General features: G+C 70.6%; 15 protein-coding genes. 6 read left to right on the top strand and 9 right to left on the bottom strand.

Annotated features, from left to right (window positions below; genetic code table 11):
* Positions 1–80 precede the first annotated feature (80 nt).
* The 5 genes from ACOKM3_RS38685 (at position 81) to ACOKM3_RS38665 (ending at position 5840) form a co-directional block, all read left to right on the top strand.
* Complete coding sequence (locus tag ACOKM3_RS38685) at positions 81–866, top strand: IclR family transcriptional regulator (protein WP_426905956.1); 786 nt, start codon at positions 81–83, stop codon at positions 864–866.
* 82 nt (positions 867–948) lie between these two features.
* Positions 949–2697 carry a hypothetical protein gene (locus ACOKM3_RS38680; protein WP_426905955.1) on the top strand — a complete coding sequence of 583 codons (1749 nt, stop codon included), beginning with the start codon at positions 949–951 and terminating at the stop codon, positions 2695–2697.
* Positions 2694–3362 (top strand): hypothetical protein, encoded by a 669-nt coding sequence (locus ACOKM3_RS38675; protein ID WP_426905954.1) that lies wholly within the window; start codon positions 2694–2696, stop codon positions 3360–3362. The genes ACOKM3_RS38680 and ACOKM3_RS38675 overlap by 4 nt, the downstream gene beginning before the upstream one ends.
* Positions 3359–4396 (top strand): dipeptidase, encoded by a 1038-nt coding sequence (locus ACOKM3_RS38670; protein ID WP_426905953.1) that lies wholly within the window; start codon positions 3359–3361, stop codon positions 4394–4396. The genes ACOKM3_RS38675 and ACOKM3_RS38670 overlap by 4 nt, the downstream gene beginning before the upstream one ends.
* 13 nt (positions 4397–4409) lie before the next feature.
* Positions 4410–5840 (top strand): MFS transporter, encoded by a 1431-nt coding sequence (locus tag ACOKM3_RS38665; RefSeq protein WP_426905952.1) that lies wholly within the window; start codon positions 4410–4412, stop codon positions 5838–5840.
* Here the strand turns inward: ACOKM3_RS38665 and ACOKM3_RS38660 are convergent.
* The 6 genes from ACOKM3_RS38660 to ACOKM3_RS38635 form a co-directional block, all read right to left on the bottom strand.
* Positions 5835–6845: an ABC transporter ATP-binding protein gene (locus tag ACOKM3_RS38660; protein ID WP_426905951.1), complete on the bottom strand. Its 1011-nt coding sequence runs from the start codon at positions 6843–6845 to the stop codon at positions 5835–5837. The two genes, ACOKM3_RS38665 and ACOKM3_RS38660, sit on opposite strands and share 6 nt — an antisense overlap.
* Positions 6842–7885 carry an ABC transporter ATP-binding protein gene (locus ACOKM3_RS38655; RefSeq protein ID WP_426905950.1) on the bottom strand — a complete coding sequence of 348 codons (1044 nt, stop codon included), beginning with the start codon at positions 7883–7885 and terminating at the stop codon, positions 6842–6844. The genes ACOKM3_RS38660 and ACOKM3_RS38655 overlap by 4 nt, the downstream gene beginning before the upstream one ends.
* Before the next feature lie 8 nt (positions 7886–7893).
* Positions 7894–8787: an ABC transporter permease gene (locus ACOKM3_RS38650; RefSeq protein ID WP_426905949.1), complete on the bottom strand. Its 894-nt coding sequence runs from the start codon at positions 8785–8787 to the stop codon at positions 7894–7896.
* Positions 8780–9706, bottom strand: coding sequence for an ABC transporter permease (locus tag ACOKM3_RS38645; RefSeq protein ID WP_426905948.1), 927 nt, complete (start codon positions 9704–9706; stop codon positions 8780–8782). The genes ACOKM3_RS38650 and ACOKM3_RS38645 overlap by 8 nt, the downstream gene beginning before the upstream one ends.
* A 41-nt stretch (positions 9707–9747) precedes the next feature.
* Positions 9748–11340, bottom strand: a complete 1593-nt coding sequence (locus tag ACOKM3_RS38640) for a peptide ABC transporter substrate-binding protein (RefSeq protein ID WP_426905947.1) — start codon at positions 11338–11340, stop codon at positions 9748–9750.
* A gap of 68 nt (positions 11341–11408) precedes the next feature.
* Positions 11409–12938: an AfsR/SARP family transcriptional regulator gene (locus ACOKM3_RS38635; protein WP_426905946.1), complete on the bottom strand. Its 1530-nt coding sequence runs from the start codon at positions 12936–12938 to the stop codon at positions 11409–11411.
* Positions 12939–13236: 298 nt separating this feature from the next.
* Between ACOKM3_RS38635 and ACOKM3_RS38630 the strand changes: the two genes are divergently transcribed.
* On the top strand, positions 13237–13980 hold the full coding sequence (locus tag ACOKM3_RS38630; protein WP_426905945.1) for a FadR/GntR family transcriptional regulator: 744 nt from the start codon (positions 13237–13239) through the stop codon (positions 13978–13980).
* A gap of 33 nt (positions 13981–14013) precedes the next feature.
* Here the strand turns inward: ACOKM3_RS38630 and ACOKM3_RS38625 are convergent, their stop codons facing one another.
* The 3 genes from ACOKM3_RS38625 to ACOKM3_RS38615 form a co-directional block, all read right to left on the bottom strand.
* Positions 14014–15618 carry a peptide ABC transporter substrate-binding protein gene (locus ACOKM3_RS38625; protein ID WP_426905944.1) on the bottom strand — a complete coding sequence of 535 codons (1605 nt, stop codon included), beginning with the start codon at positions 15616–15618 and terminating at the stop codon, positions 14014–14016.
* 321 nt (positions 15619–15939) lie between these two features.
* A complete protein-coding gene (locus ACOKM3_RS38620) occupies positions 15940–16443 on the bottom strand; it encodes a ribose-5-phosphate isomerase (RefSeq protein ID WP_426905943.1) in 504 nt (167 codons plus the stop codon).
* The gene (locus tag ACOKM3_RS38615) at positions 16440–18203 is read right to left on the bottom strand and encodes a dihydroxyacetone kinase family protein (RefSeq protein ID WP_426905942.1); all 1764 of its coding nucleotides are present in this window, start codon (positions 18201–18203) and stop codon (positions 16440–16442) included. The genes ACOKM3_RS38620 and ACOKM3_RS38615 overlap by 4 nt, the downstream gene beginning before the upstream one ends.
* Positions 18204–18263: the final 60 nt, after the last annotated feature.

Below are 18263 nucleotides of genomic sequence, written 5' to 3'. Positions count from 1 at the left end.
CCGGAATTAACACGTCAACCCCTTGTGCAACCCCCGCCCGCTCCCTACAGTCCCGCCGTCTCTCAAAGAAAGACGGTGTCATGAATACTGTGACAAGCTCCGCGACGCCGGGGTCGCCACGACCCGCCACACCTCCCCTGGCCACGGTCCTGAAGGCCCTGGCACTGCTCGACTCCCTGGCCGACGCGACGGAACCCGTACGGGTCTCGTCCCTCGCCCGGGCCATGGGCACATCGCGGGCCGAGACACACCGCCAGCTGGTCACCCTGGAAGCGGCGGGCTGGATGGAGCAACTCCCGGACGGTGCCTACCGGTTGACGCTGCGCCCGGCCCACCTGGGACACGCCGCCCTGCGCCAGGCCGGCATCGGTGAGCGCACGGCTCCGCTGCTGGAGCGCGCCGCGCGGCAGGCCGGCGAGGTCGTCAGCATCGCCGTGCTCGACACGGACACCGCGCGGGTCGTCCAGCGCGCCGATCCGGGCCGGTCCCTGCACGCCACGCTGCTCCTCGGCGACCGACTCAGCCTGACCTCCAGCGCCTCCGGACGCCTGCTCGCGGCGCTGTGCCCGAAGGACATCACGGGACCCCTACGGGAACGGGGCGTCGCCCTGCCCGACACCGACGAGCTCAGCATCCTCAACGGCACCCGGTGGGCGACGTCCACCGACGACGAGCAGGACGGCATCGCCGCGCTCGCCGTCCCGCTGTGCCGCCCCGGCAACCAGGTCGTCGCGGCTCTCAGCGTGCACGGACCACGCGAGCGCATCACGACGGCCGACGCGCTCGCCGTGCTGCGACCCACGGCCCACGAGATCGAGCAGCTGCTCCGGCTCGACACCGGCGGCGCCCTTCGCCTTCACGGCTGACACCCGCACCTCCACCCCACTCCCGGCGGGCCCGCTCCCCCGGGCCCGCCGTCGTACCACCCACACACCATCAGGACTGCGTATGAACGTGCCCCTTTCCGTCGTCGAACCCGCCGGACACACCGAACCCGCGGCACACACCGATCCCACCGAGCGCACCCCGGACCGGCTCCTGCGGCCCGAGCGCCTCGCCCAGATCCCGCCCACCCGGCTCAGCGCGAGCCGGGCCCTGGTCAACCGCATGACGGCACAGGGCTGGCGGATCGAGCGGCTCGAGTTCGCCATCGACGAGGAGGCCCGCGGCCGCGCCCGCTACCGCGTCCGGACGCCGGGCGGGCCCCTCGACTTCGTCGCCTTCTCCTTTCAGCCGCGCCTGGAAGGACGTACCAGCCGCATCGTCGGCACCGACTGGGACATGACGGGCGCGCTCTTCGACGGCACCGCGAACGACAGCGAACTCGCGCACACCGAACGGGAGATGCCGAAGCTGTACGGGGGCCGGGCCACCGCGCACACCTTGGTGTGGTGCCGCTCCAACCGCAGCCTGCGACTGTTCGAGCACGTCGTCTCCAGCCTCGCCGAGGGACGGCAGCCGGATGCTCAACGTCTGTGGGACGTCGGCTACTTGATGCGCAACACGGGCCTGGACGGCAACGGCACGTTCGGCACCCGCTCCTTCACGGCGCTGCCCGACAACCATCCGCTGGCCGCGCCGCTGCACGCGCAGATGCTCGCCGCCTATCTGATGCGCGAGTTCGCCGCCGACCTCGCCGAGCATCTGGCCCGGCAGCGCAACCCCGAGGCCCCCGCGCTCGACCCGGAACTGCGGCGCCGCCTGGGGCTCGGCAACGCCTCGGCGCTCGGCCTCGTCTTCTTCGCCAACAACCACCCCCTCCTCGTCGACCGCTGGCTCGATCTGCGCGAACAGGCCCTCGCGCAGGCCCTGGACGCGCGGCGCGGCGCCGCGCACCTGTCCGTCGTACGAGAGTTGATCGAGCGCACCGCGCGTTTCCACGCCCAAGACCCCACCGTCTACGACCAGTTCGAACCGCCCGCCGAACTCGCCCGCTCCCTGCACCGGGCGCTCGCCCTCCTGGACGCCCTGGAGCGGCCGGGCGGCGACGATGCGCTTCCGCGCCTGTGGGCCCGGTGGAACGCCGAGTTGGACGAGCGGGCCGTCGAGACCCTCGCCGGTGTGCTCATCGACAGCGTGCCGGACCTCACGGATCCGCTCGTCGAACGGCAGCGGGTGGACGAGACACTGACCGCCACGCCTCAGCAGACGACCGGGGCCCTCCTGGAGCACCTCGACACCGCCTACCGCTGGGCACTCGACCTGGATCTGACCGCGCCCGGCGCGCTGCGCCACATCTGGTACAAGTCCCGTGCCGCCGAGGAGCCGCGGCGCGGGCCGCGCGAGGAGGTCGCCGAAGGCCTCGACTGGCAGCTCAACGTGCCTCGTTCGGTGCAGGCCCTGTACGCGGATCTGAAGGCGGCCGATCCGCGCGAGACCACGGGAGCGTTCTGCGTCCGTCATCCCGGGCACCGGGACACGGTGGCGCGCGTGCAGGCCCTCGCCGAACTGACCCTGCACAGCCCGCACATGAACATCGCCGACGACGCGTTCGTGCCCGCGTACCTCGTACGGTTCCTCAACTCGGCGGTCCACGGCCTGGACAAGACCGCCGACTCCGCCGGGCGCAACGTCCTCGGCCTGCTCTTCCACGGCGCGCCCACGCGCCACGCCATCCACCGACACGACCGCGACGACTGGACGCTGCCCGCACGACCGGCCGCCGCCGCTCCCACCCGCACCGAGGAGAACGCGTGACCCCCACCCCTGTCCACCACGCCCCCGCCGACCTGCGCGTATCGGTCCGCGAGCTGCGCCTGATGACCGGCCGGGTGCTGCTGACCACCGCGATCCCGTTCGGCTCCGTGGCGGCGATCCGGGACATCGTCGTCGGCGCCGAGACACACGGACTCGACGGCCTGGCCGGTCTGCTGGACGCGCTGCCCGCGCTGCGCGCCCGGCACCTGCGGCCCCAACTGGACGGCACCACACCGCAGTTCCCCGCCCCGGACGCGCAACCCGCACTCGCCACGGCCGCCGACCTCCTCGACCTCGCCGTGGCCGCCGCCCACACCGACGGCTCCGCCACCTTCGCCGTCCCCGGCGACGACTGGGCCGTCCGCGCCCTGCCACCCCTCGCCCGCCGCCACGGCGTGGACCTGGCCCTCACCGGGTCCACGGTCACCGCGACGCCCGCCCCCGCCGGCCCGGGTCCCGGGCCGGACGCCGCCGAGCTGCGCGCCCTGACCTACGGGATGCCGGTCACGGGCGCGCTGTGGCAGCGCTTCGTCGCCGAGGCGGAGGCGGCGTTGACTCCGGACAGCGCGCTGTCGCGCACCCACGCCGGGGACTCGCTCTTCGGCCCGGGCGGCGAGATCCTCGCGGAGGTCGGCGAGGACGAGCCGGTGGAGGTCGCCTCGTGACCGCCACAGCCACCACCCCTGCCCCCACCCGGGACACCCCCCTCGTCATCGACGGCCTTCAATGCGGCCCCTACGACCGCGACGTCTTCCTCCAACTGCGCGCGGGCGGCGTGACCTGCGCGACGGCCACGGTCGCGTTCTGGGAGGACGCCGTCGAGACCATGGACGCGCTGGCCGCCTGGAACGACCTCCTCGCCGCCAACGCCGACCTGGTCGTTCCGGCACGCACCGCGGCCGACATCGAACGGGCGAAGGAGCAGGGCCGCACCGCCATCCTCCTGGGTGCGCAGAACGCCAGCCCGCTCCAGGGCCGGCTCGGATTCGTCCGCCTCTTCCACGACATGGGGCTGCGCGTGATGCAGCTGACGTACAACAACAACACCGAGTTCGGGGGCTCCTGTTACGAGGAGTCCGACCCGGGGCTGACCCGCTTCGGCCGTGAAGTGGTGCGCGAGATGAACGCGGTCGGGATGCTGGTCGACCTCTCGCACTCCGGCGAGCGCACCCGGCGGGACGCCATCGAGCACTCCGCGCTCCCGGTGGCCCTCACCCACGCCAATCCCCGTTCCCTGTACGACCATCCGCGCAACGCGGACGACGCCACGCTCAAGGCGCTCGCCGCGCGGGACGGGGTCGTGGGCCTCGCCACGTACCGCTCCATCTGCGGTCACTACGCACGCACCTTGGACGACTGGTGCGCGATGGTGGCCCGCACGGTCGACCTGGTCGGAGTGCGGCACGTCGCCATCGGCACGGACCTGAGCCCGAAGGCGGGGGCGGCGGAGTTCACGTGGATGCGCAAGGGGCGCTGGACACGCGGCGAACAGCGCGGCGCGGACCTCGGCACATCATCCGCCTCCGACACCGACACCACGGAGTGGCTCACCGACGCCTCCGGCCTCGCCCAAGTCGCCGGCAGGCTCGTCGACTTCGGCTTCGCACCCGACGAGGCGCACGCGGTGGTCGGAGGCAACTGGCTGCGCCTCTACTCCGCCGTTCTCGAAAGCGAAAGGCCGACGGGCCATGACATCTGAGCAGACAGCGAACATGCCACGCAAACCGGCGCAGGATCCGGCGCCGGCCACGGTGACACCGCCCCCGGACGATCCGGACGCACGCGCCGCCCGGCTGACGGCCCGCATCGACCGCCTCCCCATGACATGGGTGCAGGGCCGCATCCTCACCCAGGGCGGACTCAGCACCACCCTGGACGGCCTGGACCTGGGCATCATGTCCTTCCTGCTCCCGCTGATCACCACGGCGTTCGCGCTCACCGGCAGCGAGCAGGGCCTGATCGCGAGCGCGACGCTGGCCGGCGCGCTCGTGGGCGACCTGTCGCTCGCACTCCTTGGCAACCGGGTGGGCCGCAAGCCGCTGCTCCTGTGGTCCCTGGTCCTGTACAGCGGCTGCACACTGCTGTCGGCCGCCGCCCCCGACTACGGGTTCCTGCTGGCCCTGCGCTTCCTCGCGGGCGTGGGCGTGGGGATCAACGTCAACATCGTGATCCCTTACCTGGCCGAGTTCGCGCCGCGCGCGAAGCGAGCCACCTACGTCGGTTCCCTCGCCGGGTTCTTCGGCCTGGGGTACGTACTGGCCGCACTGGTGGGCACGTTCGTCGTGGCCCGCGTCGACCACGGGTGGCGCTGGGGCCTGGTCCTCGTGGGCCTGCCCGTGATCCTCGCCCTGTGGTGGCGGCGCAATCTGCCGGAGTCGCCGCGCTACTTGCTGCTCAAGGGCCGCGACGACGAGGCCGAGGCAGTCGTGACCAGACTGGAGGAATCGGTCCGCACCCGCACCGGCACACCCCTCCCCGCTCCCGAGCCGCCCGGAACGGCCGCACGCGACGAAGACCTGGGCGCGGCCGCACAGTTCACCGGCCTGTGGCGCGGCCCGTACCTGCGCCAGACGATCGTCGTATGGAGCATGTTCTTCGTCGCGAGCTTCGCCTACTACGGGTTCCTGACGTTCCTGCCCAGCATGCTGCTCGACCGGGGCATGAGCATCACCGACAGCTTCAGTTACGCGCTGCTGGTCGAGGTCGCCCAGGTGCTCGGCTACTACCCCGCGGCCTGGCTCGCCGACCGTACCGACCGCAAGTGGTCGATCGTGACCTGCCTCGCCGCGTCCACGCTCTGTGCCTTCCTCGTCTCGCAGGCCGATACCGACCTCTCGGTCCTCGTCCTCAGCCTGCTCCTCGGCTTCTTCCTGAACGGCCTCTACGCGCCGCTGTACACGTACCTCCCGGAGGTCTACCCGACGCAGCTGCGCTCGATGGCGGCAGCCACGTCGGACGCCTTCAGCCGGATCGGCGGCATCGTCGCCCCCATGCTCATCGGCACGATGTACGCCTCCCTCCGCTTCACCGGCGTCTTCACCCTCATCTGCGCGGTCCTCGCCGCGGGCTGCGTCCTCACGCTGACGCTGTCCACGGCCACGAAGGGCCGCTCGCTGGAGACGTTGTCGGGGGCGGGGTCATAGAGCGTCCGCGCCGATCAGCTCCTCCGCGAAGTGACAGGCCGCCAGCCTCCCGGCCACCTGTTCCAGCTCCGGCTCGGTGTGTCGGCACACGTCCCGCGCCACCGGACACCGTGTGTGGAACCGGCACCCCGAAGGCGGGTTCACCGGCGACGGCGGGTCACCGGCGAGGACGATGCGGCGGCGGCGCGGGGCGTCGGGCTTGCGGATCCGGTCGAGGGACGGTTCGGCCGACAGCAGTGCCCGGGTGTAGGGGTGGGCGGGCTGTTCGTAGAGGTGGGAGGCGTCGGCGTACTCGGCCACCTTGCCCAGGTACATGACCGCGATCCGGTCGGAGATGTGGCGTACGACGCCGAGGTCGTGGGAGACGAAGACCAGGCTGAGGCCCAACTCCCGTTGCAGGCGCAGCAGTAGATTGACCACTTGGGCCTGTACGGACAGGTCGAGTGCCGAGACGGGTTCGTCGCACAGGAGGACGTCGGGTCCGAGGGCGATGCCCCGGGCGATGCCGATGCGCTGGCGCTGTCCGCCGGAGAACTGGTGCGGGAACCGGTCGGCGTGCGCGGGCTCCAGGCCGACCAGTTCGAGCAGTTCCTCGACCCGGTGGCGGCGCCCCTGTTTCGGGACGGCGTCGGGGTGGACGTCGTACCCCTCTCCGATGATGTCCCGTACGCGCATCCGCGGGTTGAGCGAGGCGTACGGGTCCTGGAACACCACCTGGACGCGGCGTCGCCAGCGGCGCAGTGCGGCGCCGCGCAGCCGGCCGACGTCCTGGCCGTCGAAGGTGAGGCTGCCGGCGGTGGGTCGCTCCAGCGCGCACAGCAGGCGCAGCAGGGTCGACTTGCCGCAGCCGGACTCGCCGACGATGCCGAGGGATTCGCCCTTGCGCAGTTCGAGGTCGACGCCGTCGACGGCACGTACCAGGGACTTGGCGCGCCCGGGCCGCAGCCGGGGCGCGGTGGCGTAGTGCTTGGCCAGGCCGGTCGCCTGGAGGAGTATGTCGCTCATGAGGCGCCTCCGGCCAGTGAGGGGGTCTGCGTGGTGTCGAGGGTGTCCGCGAGGTGGCAGGCGGCCTTGCGGGGGCCACCGCTCGACAGGGCTTGCAGCTCGGGGCGCTCGGTGGCGCACAGGTCGATCGCCTTGGAGCAGCGCGGCCTGAAGGGGCAGCCGCTCGGCAGGCGCAGCATGTTGGGCGGGGTGCCGGGGATGGCGGGCAGTTCGAGACCCTTCATCTCGCTCGACGGCATCGAGCGCAGCAGGCCCTGGGTGTAGGGGTGGGCCGGATCACCGAGGACGAGCGCGGTGGGGCCCGATTCGATGACCCGGCCCGCGTACATGATGACGAGATCGTCGGCGATCTCGGCGGCGACGCCCAGGTCGTGGGTGATGAGGACGACGCCCATGTCGCTGTCCTGCTGGATCTCCTCCAGGAGTTCGAGGATCTGGGCCTGGACGGTGACGTCGAGCGCGGTGGTCGGTTCGTCGGCGATGAGCACCTCGGGGCCGAGCGCGAGCGCCATGGCGATCATGACGCGCTGGCGCATGCCGCCGGAGAACTCGTGCGGGTAGTCGCGCACCCGCGCGCGGGCGCTGGGGATGCCGACCCGGTCGAGCATGTCGGCGGCCCGGCGCATGGCGTCCTTGCGGGACATGCCGCGGTGCACCTGGTACAGCTCGGCGATCTGGCGGCCGACCGTGTGCACGGGGTTGAGGGCGGACAGGGCATCCTGGAAGACGAGCGAGATGCGGCTGCCGATGATCCGGCGTCGCTGCTTCTCGGGGATCGCGATCAGGTCCTGGCCGTCGAAGAGTGCGCTGCCCGTGCGGACGCGGCCCGGCGGTGTGTCGAGGATGCCTGTGATGGCCTGCGTGGAGACGCTCTTGCCGGAACCGGACTCGCCGAGGACGACGAGCGTCTTGCCCCGGTGCAGGGACCAGGAGACCTCGTCGACGGCGCGCAGGGTGCCACCCTGTGTGTCGAACTCGACGGTGAGGTCGGTGACTTCGAGCAGCGGGGCGGTGTGCTCGACGGTGTCGGTGGCGGTCATGTCCGCGCTCACCTCCGCAACTTCGGGTCGAGCGCGTCCCGCACGGTGTCGCCCATCATCATGAAGGACATCACCGTCAGCGTCAGGAACAGCGCGGGGAAGAGGAACAGGTGGATGTCGTCGCGGTAGGACGCGGCGATGGCGATCTGCAGGCCCCAGGAGATGGTGGGCGGCTGCAGCCCGATGCCGAGGAAGGTCAGCGCGGCCTCGGTGCCGACGGCGACACCGACCGAGAGCGTGGTGAGGGAGAGCAGCGGAGCCACGGAGTTCGGGAAGATGTGTTTGCGCAGGATGTGCGGGGCGGTCGCGCCGAGCACCCGGGCGGCCAGCACGTACTCGCGGCTGCGCACGGACAGCACCGTGGAACGCATCAGGCGCATCCCGGCGGGCCAGCCGAGCAGCACGATCACGAAGGCGATCGTCCACACCGAACGGGCCGAGAAGGCCTGGAGGATGACGATCATCGCGACGAGGCCGGGCAGCGCGAACAGTACGTCGGCGGTGCGGGAGACCAGGCCGTCGACGAACCCGGGGAAGTATCCGGCGAGCATGCCGAGGGTGCAGGCCACCACGAAGCCGACGAGGCTGACGGAGACGCTGACCAGGACCGAGGGGCGGGCGCCGTAGATGACATTGGCGAAGTAGTCGCAGCCCTGGATGTCGTAGCCGAACCAGTGCGCCGCGGAGGGTCCGACCTTGCTGTACCGCAGGTTGCAGGCGGTGGGATCGGCTGAGGTGAACAGGCGTGGGAAGGCCGCCATCGCGACGATGACGAGGATCACCACACCGGACAGGACGAACCGCGGCTTGCGCAGCAGTTCGCGCAGGACCGCGGCGCCCGCGGGGGCGTCCTCTGCGGTCGGCTCGGTCTCGGTCGCCACGACCAGCGCGGGGCTAGACATGACGCACCCGCGGGTCGAGGAGGCCGTAGAGCAGGTCGACGATCAGGTTGACGACCATGTAGCCGATGAGCAGGACAGTGGAGAGAGTGACGACGACTCCGCCCTCCTTCATTCCGATCGAGCGGAACATGAACTGGCCGATGCCGTTGAGGTTGTAGATGCCCTCGGTGATGATCGCGCCGCCGAGCGTGCCGGCCAGGTCGAGCCCGATGAACGTGATCACGGGGAGCAGGGCGTTGCGCAGCACGTGGCGCCAGAGAATGCGCTGCGGGGACAGTCCCTTGGCGCGGCCGGTGCGCACGAAGTCGGCGCCCGCCACCTCCACGAGGCTGGTGCGGGTGATGCGGGCGAGCCCGGCGAAGCCCAGCACGCCGAGGACCGTGGCGGGCAGCAGATAGCTGGTGGGCCAGCCATCGGCGCTGCCGGAGACCGGGAACCAGCCGAGCTGGACGCTGAACAGTGACTGGGCGAAGAACATGACGACGAGACCGGGCACGGCGAGCACCGCGAGGGTGGCGCCGAGCAGCGCCCGGTCCACGAGCCCGTCGCGCCGCCAGCCGGCGTAGATGCCGAACAGCAGGCCGAACACGGTCTGGATGGCGAGGGCGGTCAGTCCGAGCTGGAGGGTGACCGGCCAGCGCAGGGCGAGCTGTTCGCCGATGTCCTGGCCGTCGAAGGTCTGGCCGAGGTTGCCCTGCAGCAGGTTCCCCATGAAGTGCAGGTACTGGGAGAACAGCGGATCGTCGAGGTGGTAGTAGGCGCGCTTGGCCGCGATCACCGAGGGGGCGAGCGGCTTGTCGCCGGACAGTGCCTGTATGGGGTCGCCGGGCAGGGCGAACACCATCGCGTAGACGATGAACGTCACGATGATCCCGATCGGCACCATGATGATCAGGCGCCGGAGCGCATACCTGAACATCGTGGATCTCCTTGTGGTGTCGGGGAGTTGTGTCGGGGAGTTCAGCGGGAGACGGTCGACCAGACCGGGTTGAGCCCGGCGTACGGGGAGTCCAGCGGCTCGACCCCGGGGGCGTGCAGATAGGCGTCCGGCTTGTGGTACAGCGGGATCATCGGCATCTGCTCGGCCTCCAGGTCTTCGGCGGCCTGGTACTTCTTGATGGCCGCGGCCGGGTCCGCGAGCGCGTTGCCCTCGTCGATCAGCTTGTCGAGGGCGGGGTTGCTGTAGCGGGCGCCGTTCACGTCGCCGTGGCTGCCGACGATGGGGGTGAGCCAGTCCTCGATGGACGGGTAGTCGTGGCCCCAGCCGGCCAGGTACATGCCGTCGATCTTGCCCTTGCTGAACAGGGAGCTGAGGTCGATGGCGGGCTTGCCGACGTAGGCGACCTTGATGCCGAGGTTCTGCCGCCACATGTTGCCCAGCGCCTCGGCGAAGACCCGCTGCCCGGGGTCGTCGCTGTTGTAGTACATCTTCAGTGTGCCCGGGAAGCCACCCGCCTGCTTCAGGAGCGCCTTGGCCTTGGCTACGTCCAACGTACAGGCGTCACAGGTGTGTTCGCGGTACCCGGGCAGCGAGGGCGCGGTGAACGAGGTGGCGGGGAAGGAGCCCGCGCGCAGCTTGGTGAGGGCCTTGCGGTCCAGGGCGAGCGACAGGGCGCGGCGCACCTTCGGATCCTTGTACGGGGCGGAGTTGACCGGCGGCGCGAGGTAGGTCATGTTCACCGCGGCCTTGGACACGGCACCCCTGCCGGGGGCGTCCTTCTTGTAGGTGTCGCCCTTGGTGTCGGGGACGATGGTGTAGTCGACGTTGCCCGCGAGGAACTCGTTGTAGGCGGTCTCCGGGTTGGAGAAGAACCGGTAGGTGAGCTGGTCCGCCTCCGGACCCTTGAGCGGGTACTTCTTGTTGCGCACCATGACGACCGGCTGCCCGGCCTTCCACTCGGACTTGAGCTTGTACGGCCCGTAGCCGATCGGCTTGTGGTCGTAGGCGTCGGGGTCCTTGAGCACCTCGGGGGCGAGCGCGACGGAGCCGTAGTACATCAGCGTCGTCGGGTACGGGGAGAAGGCCTTGTCGAGCGTGACCCGGAAGGTGAGGTCATCGAGCACCTTCAGGCCCGACATCGTTGTCTTCTTGGGTTTGCCGCTCGCCGGGTTGAGGTCGTCGTAGCCCTTGATGCGGCTGAAGAAGCCGTTGTTCTTGTAGCCGTGGGGCGCGTAGGCCGTGTAGTTCCAGGTGTCGACGAACGCCTTGGCGGTCAGCTTCTCGCCGTTGGTGAACGTCCAGCCCGGTTTGAGCTTGACGGTCCAGGTTCTGGCGTCCTTGGAGGTGACGGAGTCGGCCACCACGTACTTCAGCTTGCCGGTCTTCTGGTCGAGGTCGGTGAGCGGAGCCCACATGGCCCAGGCGAGCTGGATGCTGGTGGAGCTGTTGTCCTTGGCCGGGTTGATGGCGGGTATCTCGTTCTTCGACGCCACGACGACGGACTTCTTGCCGCCCGAGGCGCCGTCGTCGGAGCTCCCGGACGAGCAGGCACTGGCGGCGACGGCCACCGCGAGGGCGGTGACGGCGTGGGCCGCATGACGAGATCGGCGCATGCGCTTCTCCTTGGTGTCTCGGGGGTGCGTGGACTGCGGGTGCTGCTCGGCTGTGGACCGGCGGGGAGTCACCCGGCCCGCGAGCCGGGAGACGTCAACCGGTCGGCCAGTAAGGGCAGTTCGGCCGCGTCCGCGTCGGCGATCCGCGCGCCGAGCGCTCGTACGACCAGCGGCCGCCCCGCGCAGACACGGGCCAGGGTGCGGGCCGCGGCCGGCTGCGCGGCGACCCGGTCGGCGCCGGCCACCCGGGTCAGCATGCGCAGCGACTCCTCTTCGCGCAGATAGGACAGCGGCACGGCCGACCGCCCGGGCAGCGTGGCGAGACGGGACCGGCTGGTGACCAGCACCGCACAGCCAGGTCCACCCGGCAGCAACTGCCGGACCTGCGCCTCGTCATGGGCGTCGTCGAGCAGGACCAGCAGACGGCGGCGCGCGGTGAGGGTGCGGAAGCGGGCTGCCCTGTGGGCGGCACCGTCGGGCAGCTCCGCGGGAGGTACGCCGAGATCGGTCAGGAGCCGGCCCAGTACGTCGGCGGGTTCGGCCGGGCTCCCGGTGGCGCCACCGAGTTCCGCGTACAGCTGACCGTCCGGGAAGCGGGGTGCGACCTGGTGGGCCGCGTGCACGGCGAGGGCGGACTTGCCGACGCCGGGTGGCCCCGTGACCAGGATGCTGGGGCCGGCCACGACGCCGTGCTGTGCTGCCAGCAGGTGGCGCAGTCGGCCCAGTTCGGATGCACGTCCCGAGAAGTCGGCGATGTCTCTGGGCAGTTGTGCGGGAACGAGAGGAACAGTGGCGGCGCGAGGCTGCAGCCAGGGGTCCGCAGCGAGGATCCGCTCGTGGGTACGGGCCAGGCGCAGCCCCGGCGGCACGCCGAAGTCGGCGAGCAGGGCTCGCCGGATGTCCTGGTAGACCTCCAGCGCCTCCCCCGTCCGACCGCCCCGATGGAGGGCGAGCATGAGCAGGGCGTGCAGCCGCTCGTGGTGCGGGTGGGCGCGGACCAGGGGTCTCAGCACCTCGACGGGTTCCTCGGAGGCGCCGAACTCCAGGAGCACTTCGGCGTGTTCGAGGCGAGCGGCGAGCCGGAGTTCACCGAGCCGCAGGCGTTCCGCCGCCACGAACGGGGCGGCCGCCCCCGCCAGGGCCTCCTCGCCCGTCCATACGGTCAGCGCCCGCTCGTATCCGGACCGGGCGGCGTCGAGATCCCGGTTGCGGCGGGCGCTGCGGGCCCCTGCCACGGCGTCCTCGAAGCGCCACAGGTCGAGGTCGTCGCGGCCGAGTTCGAGGCCGTACGCGGTGTTGCGGGTGACGAGGACGCGGGGTGAGGTGCGGCGCGGGCGGTCGGGTTCGAGGACCTTGCGCAGGCGCGCCGCGTAGGTCGCCAGGAGTCCGTGGGCGCCGGCCGGAGGGCGCTCACCCCACAGGGCGGACACCAACTCGTGCCGTTCCACCGGCCGGCCGCCGTGCAGCAACAGCACGGCGAGCAGCGCGAGTTGCTGAGGTGTACCGAGACGGAGGCCGGTACCCGCACGCAGCGCACGGACCGGCCCGAGGACCTCGTAGCGCACGACGTCCCGCCATCCGGTGCCAAGCGTTTCCATGCCCTACTCCCTCCCTGCTTCCGGACAGGCGCGGCACCTCGCTCCGGCGCCCGGGAAGGCACCGGCGACGGAACCGGTAGGACACGGCGCTCCGACCGCCCGCAGGGCAGCGGATCACCGCGTGCGTCATCACTGCCGACTCACTCGTGACCAAGGAGTCATCTGATGAATGCGGGAATCTTGGCAGGTGCCCGCCACCCGCACAACCCCTCTTGCTCGGCATTCAATATGCCGCCCATCGCCAGGAGTTGAAGTCATACGATGACTCCCCGGCCGGCTACAGAGGGGGAGGTAACCGATGTCGGCAGTGGAGAAGGCGTTCCACGGGTTGCGTCGGATGATTGCCACGGAGCGCCTGGGGCCCGGCGAGCGGATACCCGCCGAGGCCGACCTGTGCGCCGAACTCGGTGTGTCCCGGGGACCGTTGCGCGAGGCCGTGCGCATGCTCGCGGCCTTGGGCGTGATCGAGCCGCGGCACGGTTCCGGCACCTATGTCTCCGGGCTTCGCCCCCAGGACCTGATCGGCAGCCTGTCACTCACGGTGGACCTGCTGCCGCTGACCGGGCTGCTCGAGATGTACGAGATCCGGCGGCTGCTGGAGGGGCACGCCGCGGCGCGTGCGGCGGCGCGGCGCACCGACAACGATGTGCGGATCCTCAACGGCCTTGTCGAGGCGATGGAGTTGACGGACGACCCCGACAAGGCCTCCGAGCTCGACCACGACTTCCACTGCGAGATCGCACGGATCGGCGCGAACCCCACGCTCGCCGCGCTGATCTCGGTCTTCCGCTCCCGTTCCCGCAAGTACCAGATCTTCACGCTGCCCGAGGGCCCGCACCTGCGGCGCCGCAGCGACGAGGGCCATCGGGAGCTGGCCCGGGCGATCTCCGACCGCGATCCGGCCGCGGCCACGTGCGCGGCCCACACACACGTGGCACAGGCCGAACAATGGCTGCGCGAACTGATGCCGGCCGTCGGCGGGCCCGACGGCGAAGCCGGCCCCGCACCGGCCGCGACGCGGGACGGTACGGGGCCGGTGTGAGGTGATGCGGGGCCCGTGCGGGGCTGATGAAGCTCAGCGCGTGAGGGTGGACGGGATCGGATCGACTCCCGCGTAAGGGGAGTTGAGGGGTGCGACCCCCTTGGCGTGCAGGTAGATGGGGCTGACGAGGGACAGCGGGATGATCGGCATGTCCGCGGCGGCCATGTCCTCCACCTTCTGGTATGCCTTGATCGCCCGCTGCTGGTCGGCGATGCCATTTGCCGTCTGCAGCGCCTTGTCGACCTCGGGGTTGTCGTACTTGCCGGTGTTGACATCGCCGTAGGAGGCGAAGACCGGGGTGAGATAGTCCTCGATCGACGGGTAGTCGTGACCCCAGCCCTGCATCCGGACGCCGTCGAGCTTGCCCGCGTCGTCCAGCTTGCCGATCTCGCTGCCCGGCTGGCCGTCGTACTTGACCTTGATGCCGAGCTTCTGGCGCCACATGTTGCCGATCGCCTCCGCGTAGACCTGGCTGCCGGAGTCGTCGGTGGAGTAGTAGATCTTCAGCGCGCCGGGGAATCCGCCCGCCTCGCTCAGCAGCTTCTTCGCCTTGGCCACGTCCAGCTTGCAGTCACCACATGTGTCGTCGCGGTGGCCCGCGATGCTCGGCGGTGTGAAGGACGTCGACGGGACACTGCCGGGCTTCAGCTTGGCGAGCGCGGCGCGGTCCAGGGCGAGTGACAGGGCCCGGCGCACCTTGAGGTCGTCGTACGGCTTCACGTTGACGTGCAGGACCAGATAGCCCGTCTGGTTGGCCGCCTTGGCCTGCAGATACCGGCCCGCGGCCTCCTGCTTGTACGTATCGATCTTGGATGTCGGCAGCGGCGCGAAGTCCAGGTTCCCGGCGAGGAACTCGTTGTAGCCGGTCTCCGGATTGGCGAAGAACCGGAAGCTGATCGACTCGGCGTCGGGAACGTCCCCGCCCTTGTAGCCCTTGTTGCGCACCAGATTGACCGACTGTCCGGGCTTCCAGGCGCCGTCCAGCTTGTACGCCCCGTAGCCGATCGGCTTGTGGGTGTACTTCTCCGGGTCCTTCAGCACTTCGGAGGCGAGTGCCGTGGCACCGAGATAGCTGAGGGTCGTCGGGTACGGCGAGAACGGCTGCTTCAGCTTCACCTGGAACGTGAGGTCGTCGATGACCTTCAGGCCGGAGAGCGTGTCGCGCTTCGGTTTCCCCTTCGCCGGGTTGAGCGCCTCGTAGCCCTCGACCCGCTGGAAGAAGCCGTTGTTGGCGAAGCCGTTCGCCCCGTACGCGGTGTAGTTCCACGTGTCCACGAAGGACTTCGCGGTGAGCTTCTCGCCGTTGGTGAACGTCCAGCCCGGCTTGATCTTGATGGTCCAGGTCCTGGCGTCCTTGGACTTGATCGAGTCGGCGACCACATTGCGCAAGTGGCCGTCCTTCGGGTCGACCTGGGTGAGCGGCGCCCACAGCGCGGACTCGATCTGGATCCCGGTCGCGCCGAGATCGTTCTGCGGGATCAGGTGCGGCACCTCCGCTGCGGTGCCGATGGTGAGGTGCTTGCCTCCGGCTCCGCCGCCCGTACTGTCCGAGCCTCCGGAGCCGCCCGAACAGGCAGCCAGGGAGAGTGCCAGAGCCGCGGCCGCCACCGCACCACCGACGCTGCGCGTTCGTCTCATCGAAGCTCCTCGCGGGTGACGGAACGGGCCCAGGCCCCCGCCACGTCGACATCTGGTGAACGGGCGGCGACGGTAGGGAGCCGTCCGATCGCACGTCAAGGACGCCGGACGCCTCTGCGTCCGGCGTCCTGCGGCGGCATGTCCCATGTTCGGCGACTGTCCGCGAGGAAGATTTCCGGCGTCTCGGATGGGAGGGGGCATCCGAGGGCATCGATGGGCGGCTTGGTGTCACGCACCGTCAACTCTGTTCCGCAGGAGCGGATTACGCGCGTGGCACGGGACTCGTCGAGACGTCCATTCGGCGTCCATCGCCGTCCCTCCTCAGCACTCCGTGAACCCCACCCCCTCCGGAACCGCCCCGCCGGGATCCGTCTCGTAGCGGGTCAGGGCCGCCACCTTCTCCGCCGAGGAGCTGGCCGGGTCGAAGCGGTGTTCCAGCCACTCGGAGGTGAGTTTGCGGGCCAGTTCGAGGCCGACCACGCGCTGGCCCATGCACAGCACCTGCGCGTTGTTGCTCTTCACCGAGCGTTCCACGGAGTACACGTCGTGGGCGGTCACCGCGCGGATGCCGGGGACCTTGTTCGCGGAGATCGCCACGCCGAGGCCCGTGCCGCAGATGAGCAGGGCGCGGTCGGCGCGGTCCTCGGCGACGAGGCGGGCCGCGGCCACGCCGATGTGCGGGTAGGCGGTCGTGCCGTCGGCCTCCACGCCGACGTCGAGTACCTCGGAGACGCGCGGGTCGGCCTGGAGGTCGGCCTTGATGCGCTCCTTGTACTCGAAGCCGGCGTCGTCGCAGCCGACGACCAGACGCAGCCGGTCCGTCATGCCGTTGTCACTCCTTGTCGGTTCTGTTCGAGTGGCTGATCGTGTGGCCGGCCACCCTGTGCGTGCGGAGTCCTGGCCAGTGCCGTCACGATCAGGGCAAGCGAGGTCGCTCCCGCGTCGGGGGTGCCCAGGCTGCGCTCCGCGAGCGGCCGGGCCCTGCCGATCTTGGGGCGCAGGTCCTTCGTCGCCTCGGCGGCGTGGGTCGCCGCCTCGGCCGCCGCGCGCCAGGCCTCGGCCGGGTCGACACCGGAGTCATTTGCCTCTTGCAGTGTGTCGGCGAACGGGAGCAGGGCGTCGAGCATGGTCTTGTCGCCCGGTGCCGCCCGGCCCAGGTCGCCGATAGCGTCGGCGAACGCCCGTACGCCCCTGACGACATCGGCGGCCTTGTACGACTCCGCCGCGTCGTCCAGTGAGCGTCCGAACGCTTCCAGTGCCGCGCCCCAGAGCACGCCCGAGGTGCCGCCCGCGTACTCGGCCCAGGACTGGCCCGCCTGTCGCAGCAGCCATCCGGCGCCGGCCTCCCGGCTCGCCTGTTCGGCCCGCTCCGCGGCGAACCGGGCGCCCCGGACCATGCCCCGGCCGTGGTCACCGTCTCCGGCGACCGCGTCGATGCGTCCCAGTTCCTCCTCGTTGTCCACCATGGTGTGGTGGATGGTCGACAGAGCGCCGCGTATGGCGTCGGCGAACTCCCTTGCTGCGGGGGAGGATTCGGGGATCTCGGTGACCGCCGCCGCGCCGCCGTTCGCGTCGGCGGCGTGCAGGCCGGTCAGCGGTGCGCGTGCCTTGCGGTACGCCGGGGTGTAGGCGTCGGCGCGCCAGCGCGGCTCGAGGTCCTCGTCCAGCCACATCAGGGTGAGCGAGCAGCCACCCATGTCGAGGCTGGTCACGAGCTCGCCCACCTCGGGGTCGACGATCTCGATCCCGCGCTCCCGCAGGCGTGCGGACACCCGGCCCCAGAGCAGGAAGAGTTCCTCGTACTTGGTGGCACCGAGGCCGTTGAGGATCGCGCCCACCCGGCGGCCCGCGGAGGCGGGTGTCTCCTGGAGGATGCGTTCCACGAGCAGCGCCGCCAGCTCGTCGGCCTTCAGCATCGGTACGTCCTCGATGCCGGGCTCGCCGTGGATGCCGAGGCCGAGGCCCAGATGTCCCTGGGGCACCTCGAAGAGCGGCTCCCCCGCGCCCGGCAGCGTACAGCCGGAGAAGGCCACGCCCAGGCTGCGCGTCGCGGCGTTGGCGGCGCGGCCGAGGCGTTCCACCTCGTCGAGGCCGAGGCCCTCGGCGGCCGCCGCGCCCATCACCTTGAAGACCGTGAAGTCGCCCGCGATGCCCCGGCGCCTGCCCTCTTCCTCGGCCGACGCCACGTCGTCGGTGACGATCACGATCCGGGTGTCGATGCCCTCGGCGTTGAGCCGGTCCGCGGCGATCCGGAAGTTCAGCACGTCCCCGGCGTAGTTGCCGAAGCTGAGGATCACTCCCCTTCCCTGGTCGGCGGCCTTCGCGACCGAGTAGACCTGGGTCGCCGACGGCGAGGTGAAGACGTTGCCCACCACCGCGCCGTGGGCCATGCCCGGTCCGACCGTTCCGCAGAAGGCGGGGTAGTGGCCCGAGCCGCCGCCGATGACGACCGCCACCTGTGGCCGTTCGCCGCGGTGGGCGACGACACCTCCGGGTACTCCGCGCAACCGGTCCGCGTACAGGTCGAGAAAGCCGGCCAGTTGGTCCTCGGCGAAGTTCGCCGGGTCGTCGAAGAGTCTGGTCACGAGGGAACCTCCAAAACAACTACGCTGCATCGCGCGTGGGTTCGCGGTCGGGATCGGCGG

This window comes from Streptomyces nidicola, from assembly GCF_050106155.1.
Taxonomy (GTDB): domain Bacteria; phylum Actinomycetota; class Actinomycetes; order Streptomycetales; family Streptomycetaceae; genus Streptomyces.
This window is presented reverse-complemented; position numbering and strand designations above follow the sequence as displayed.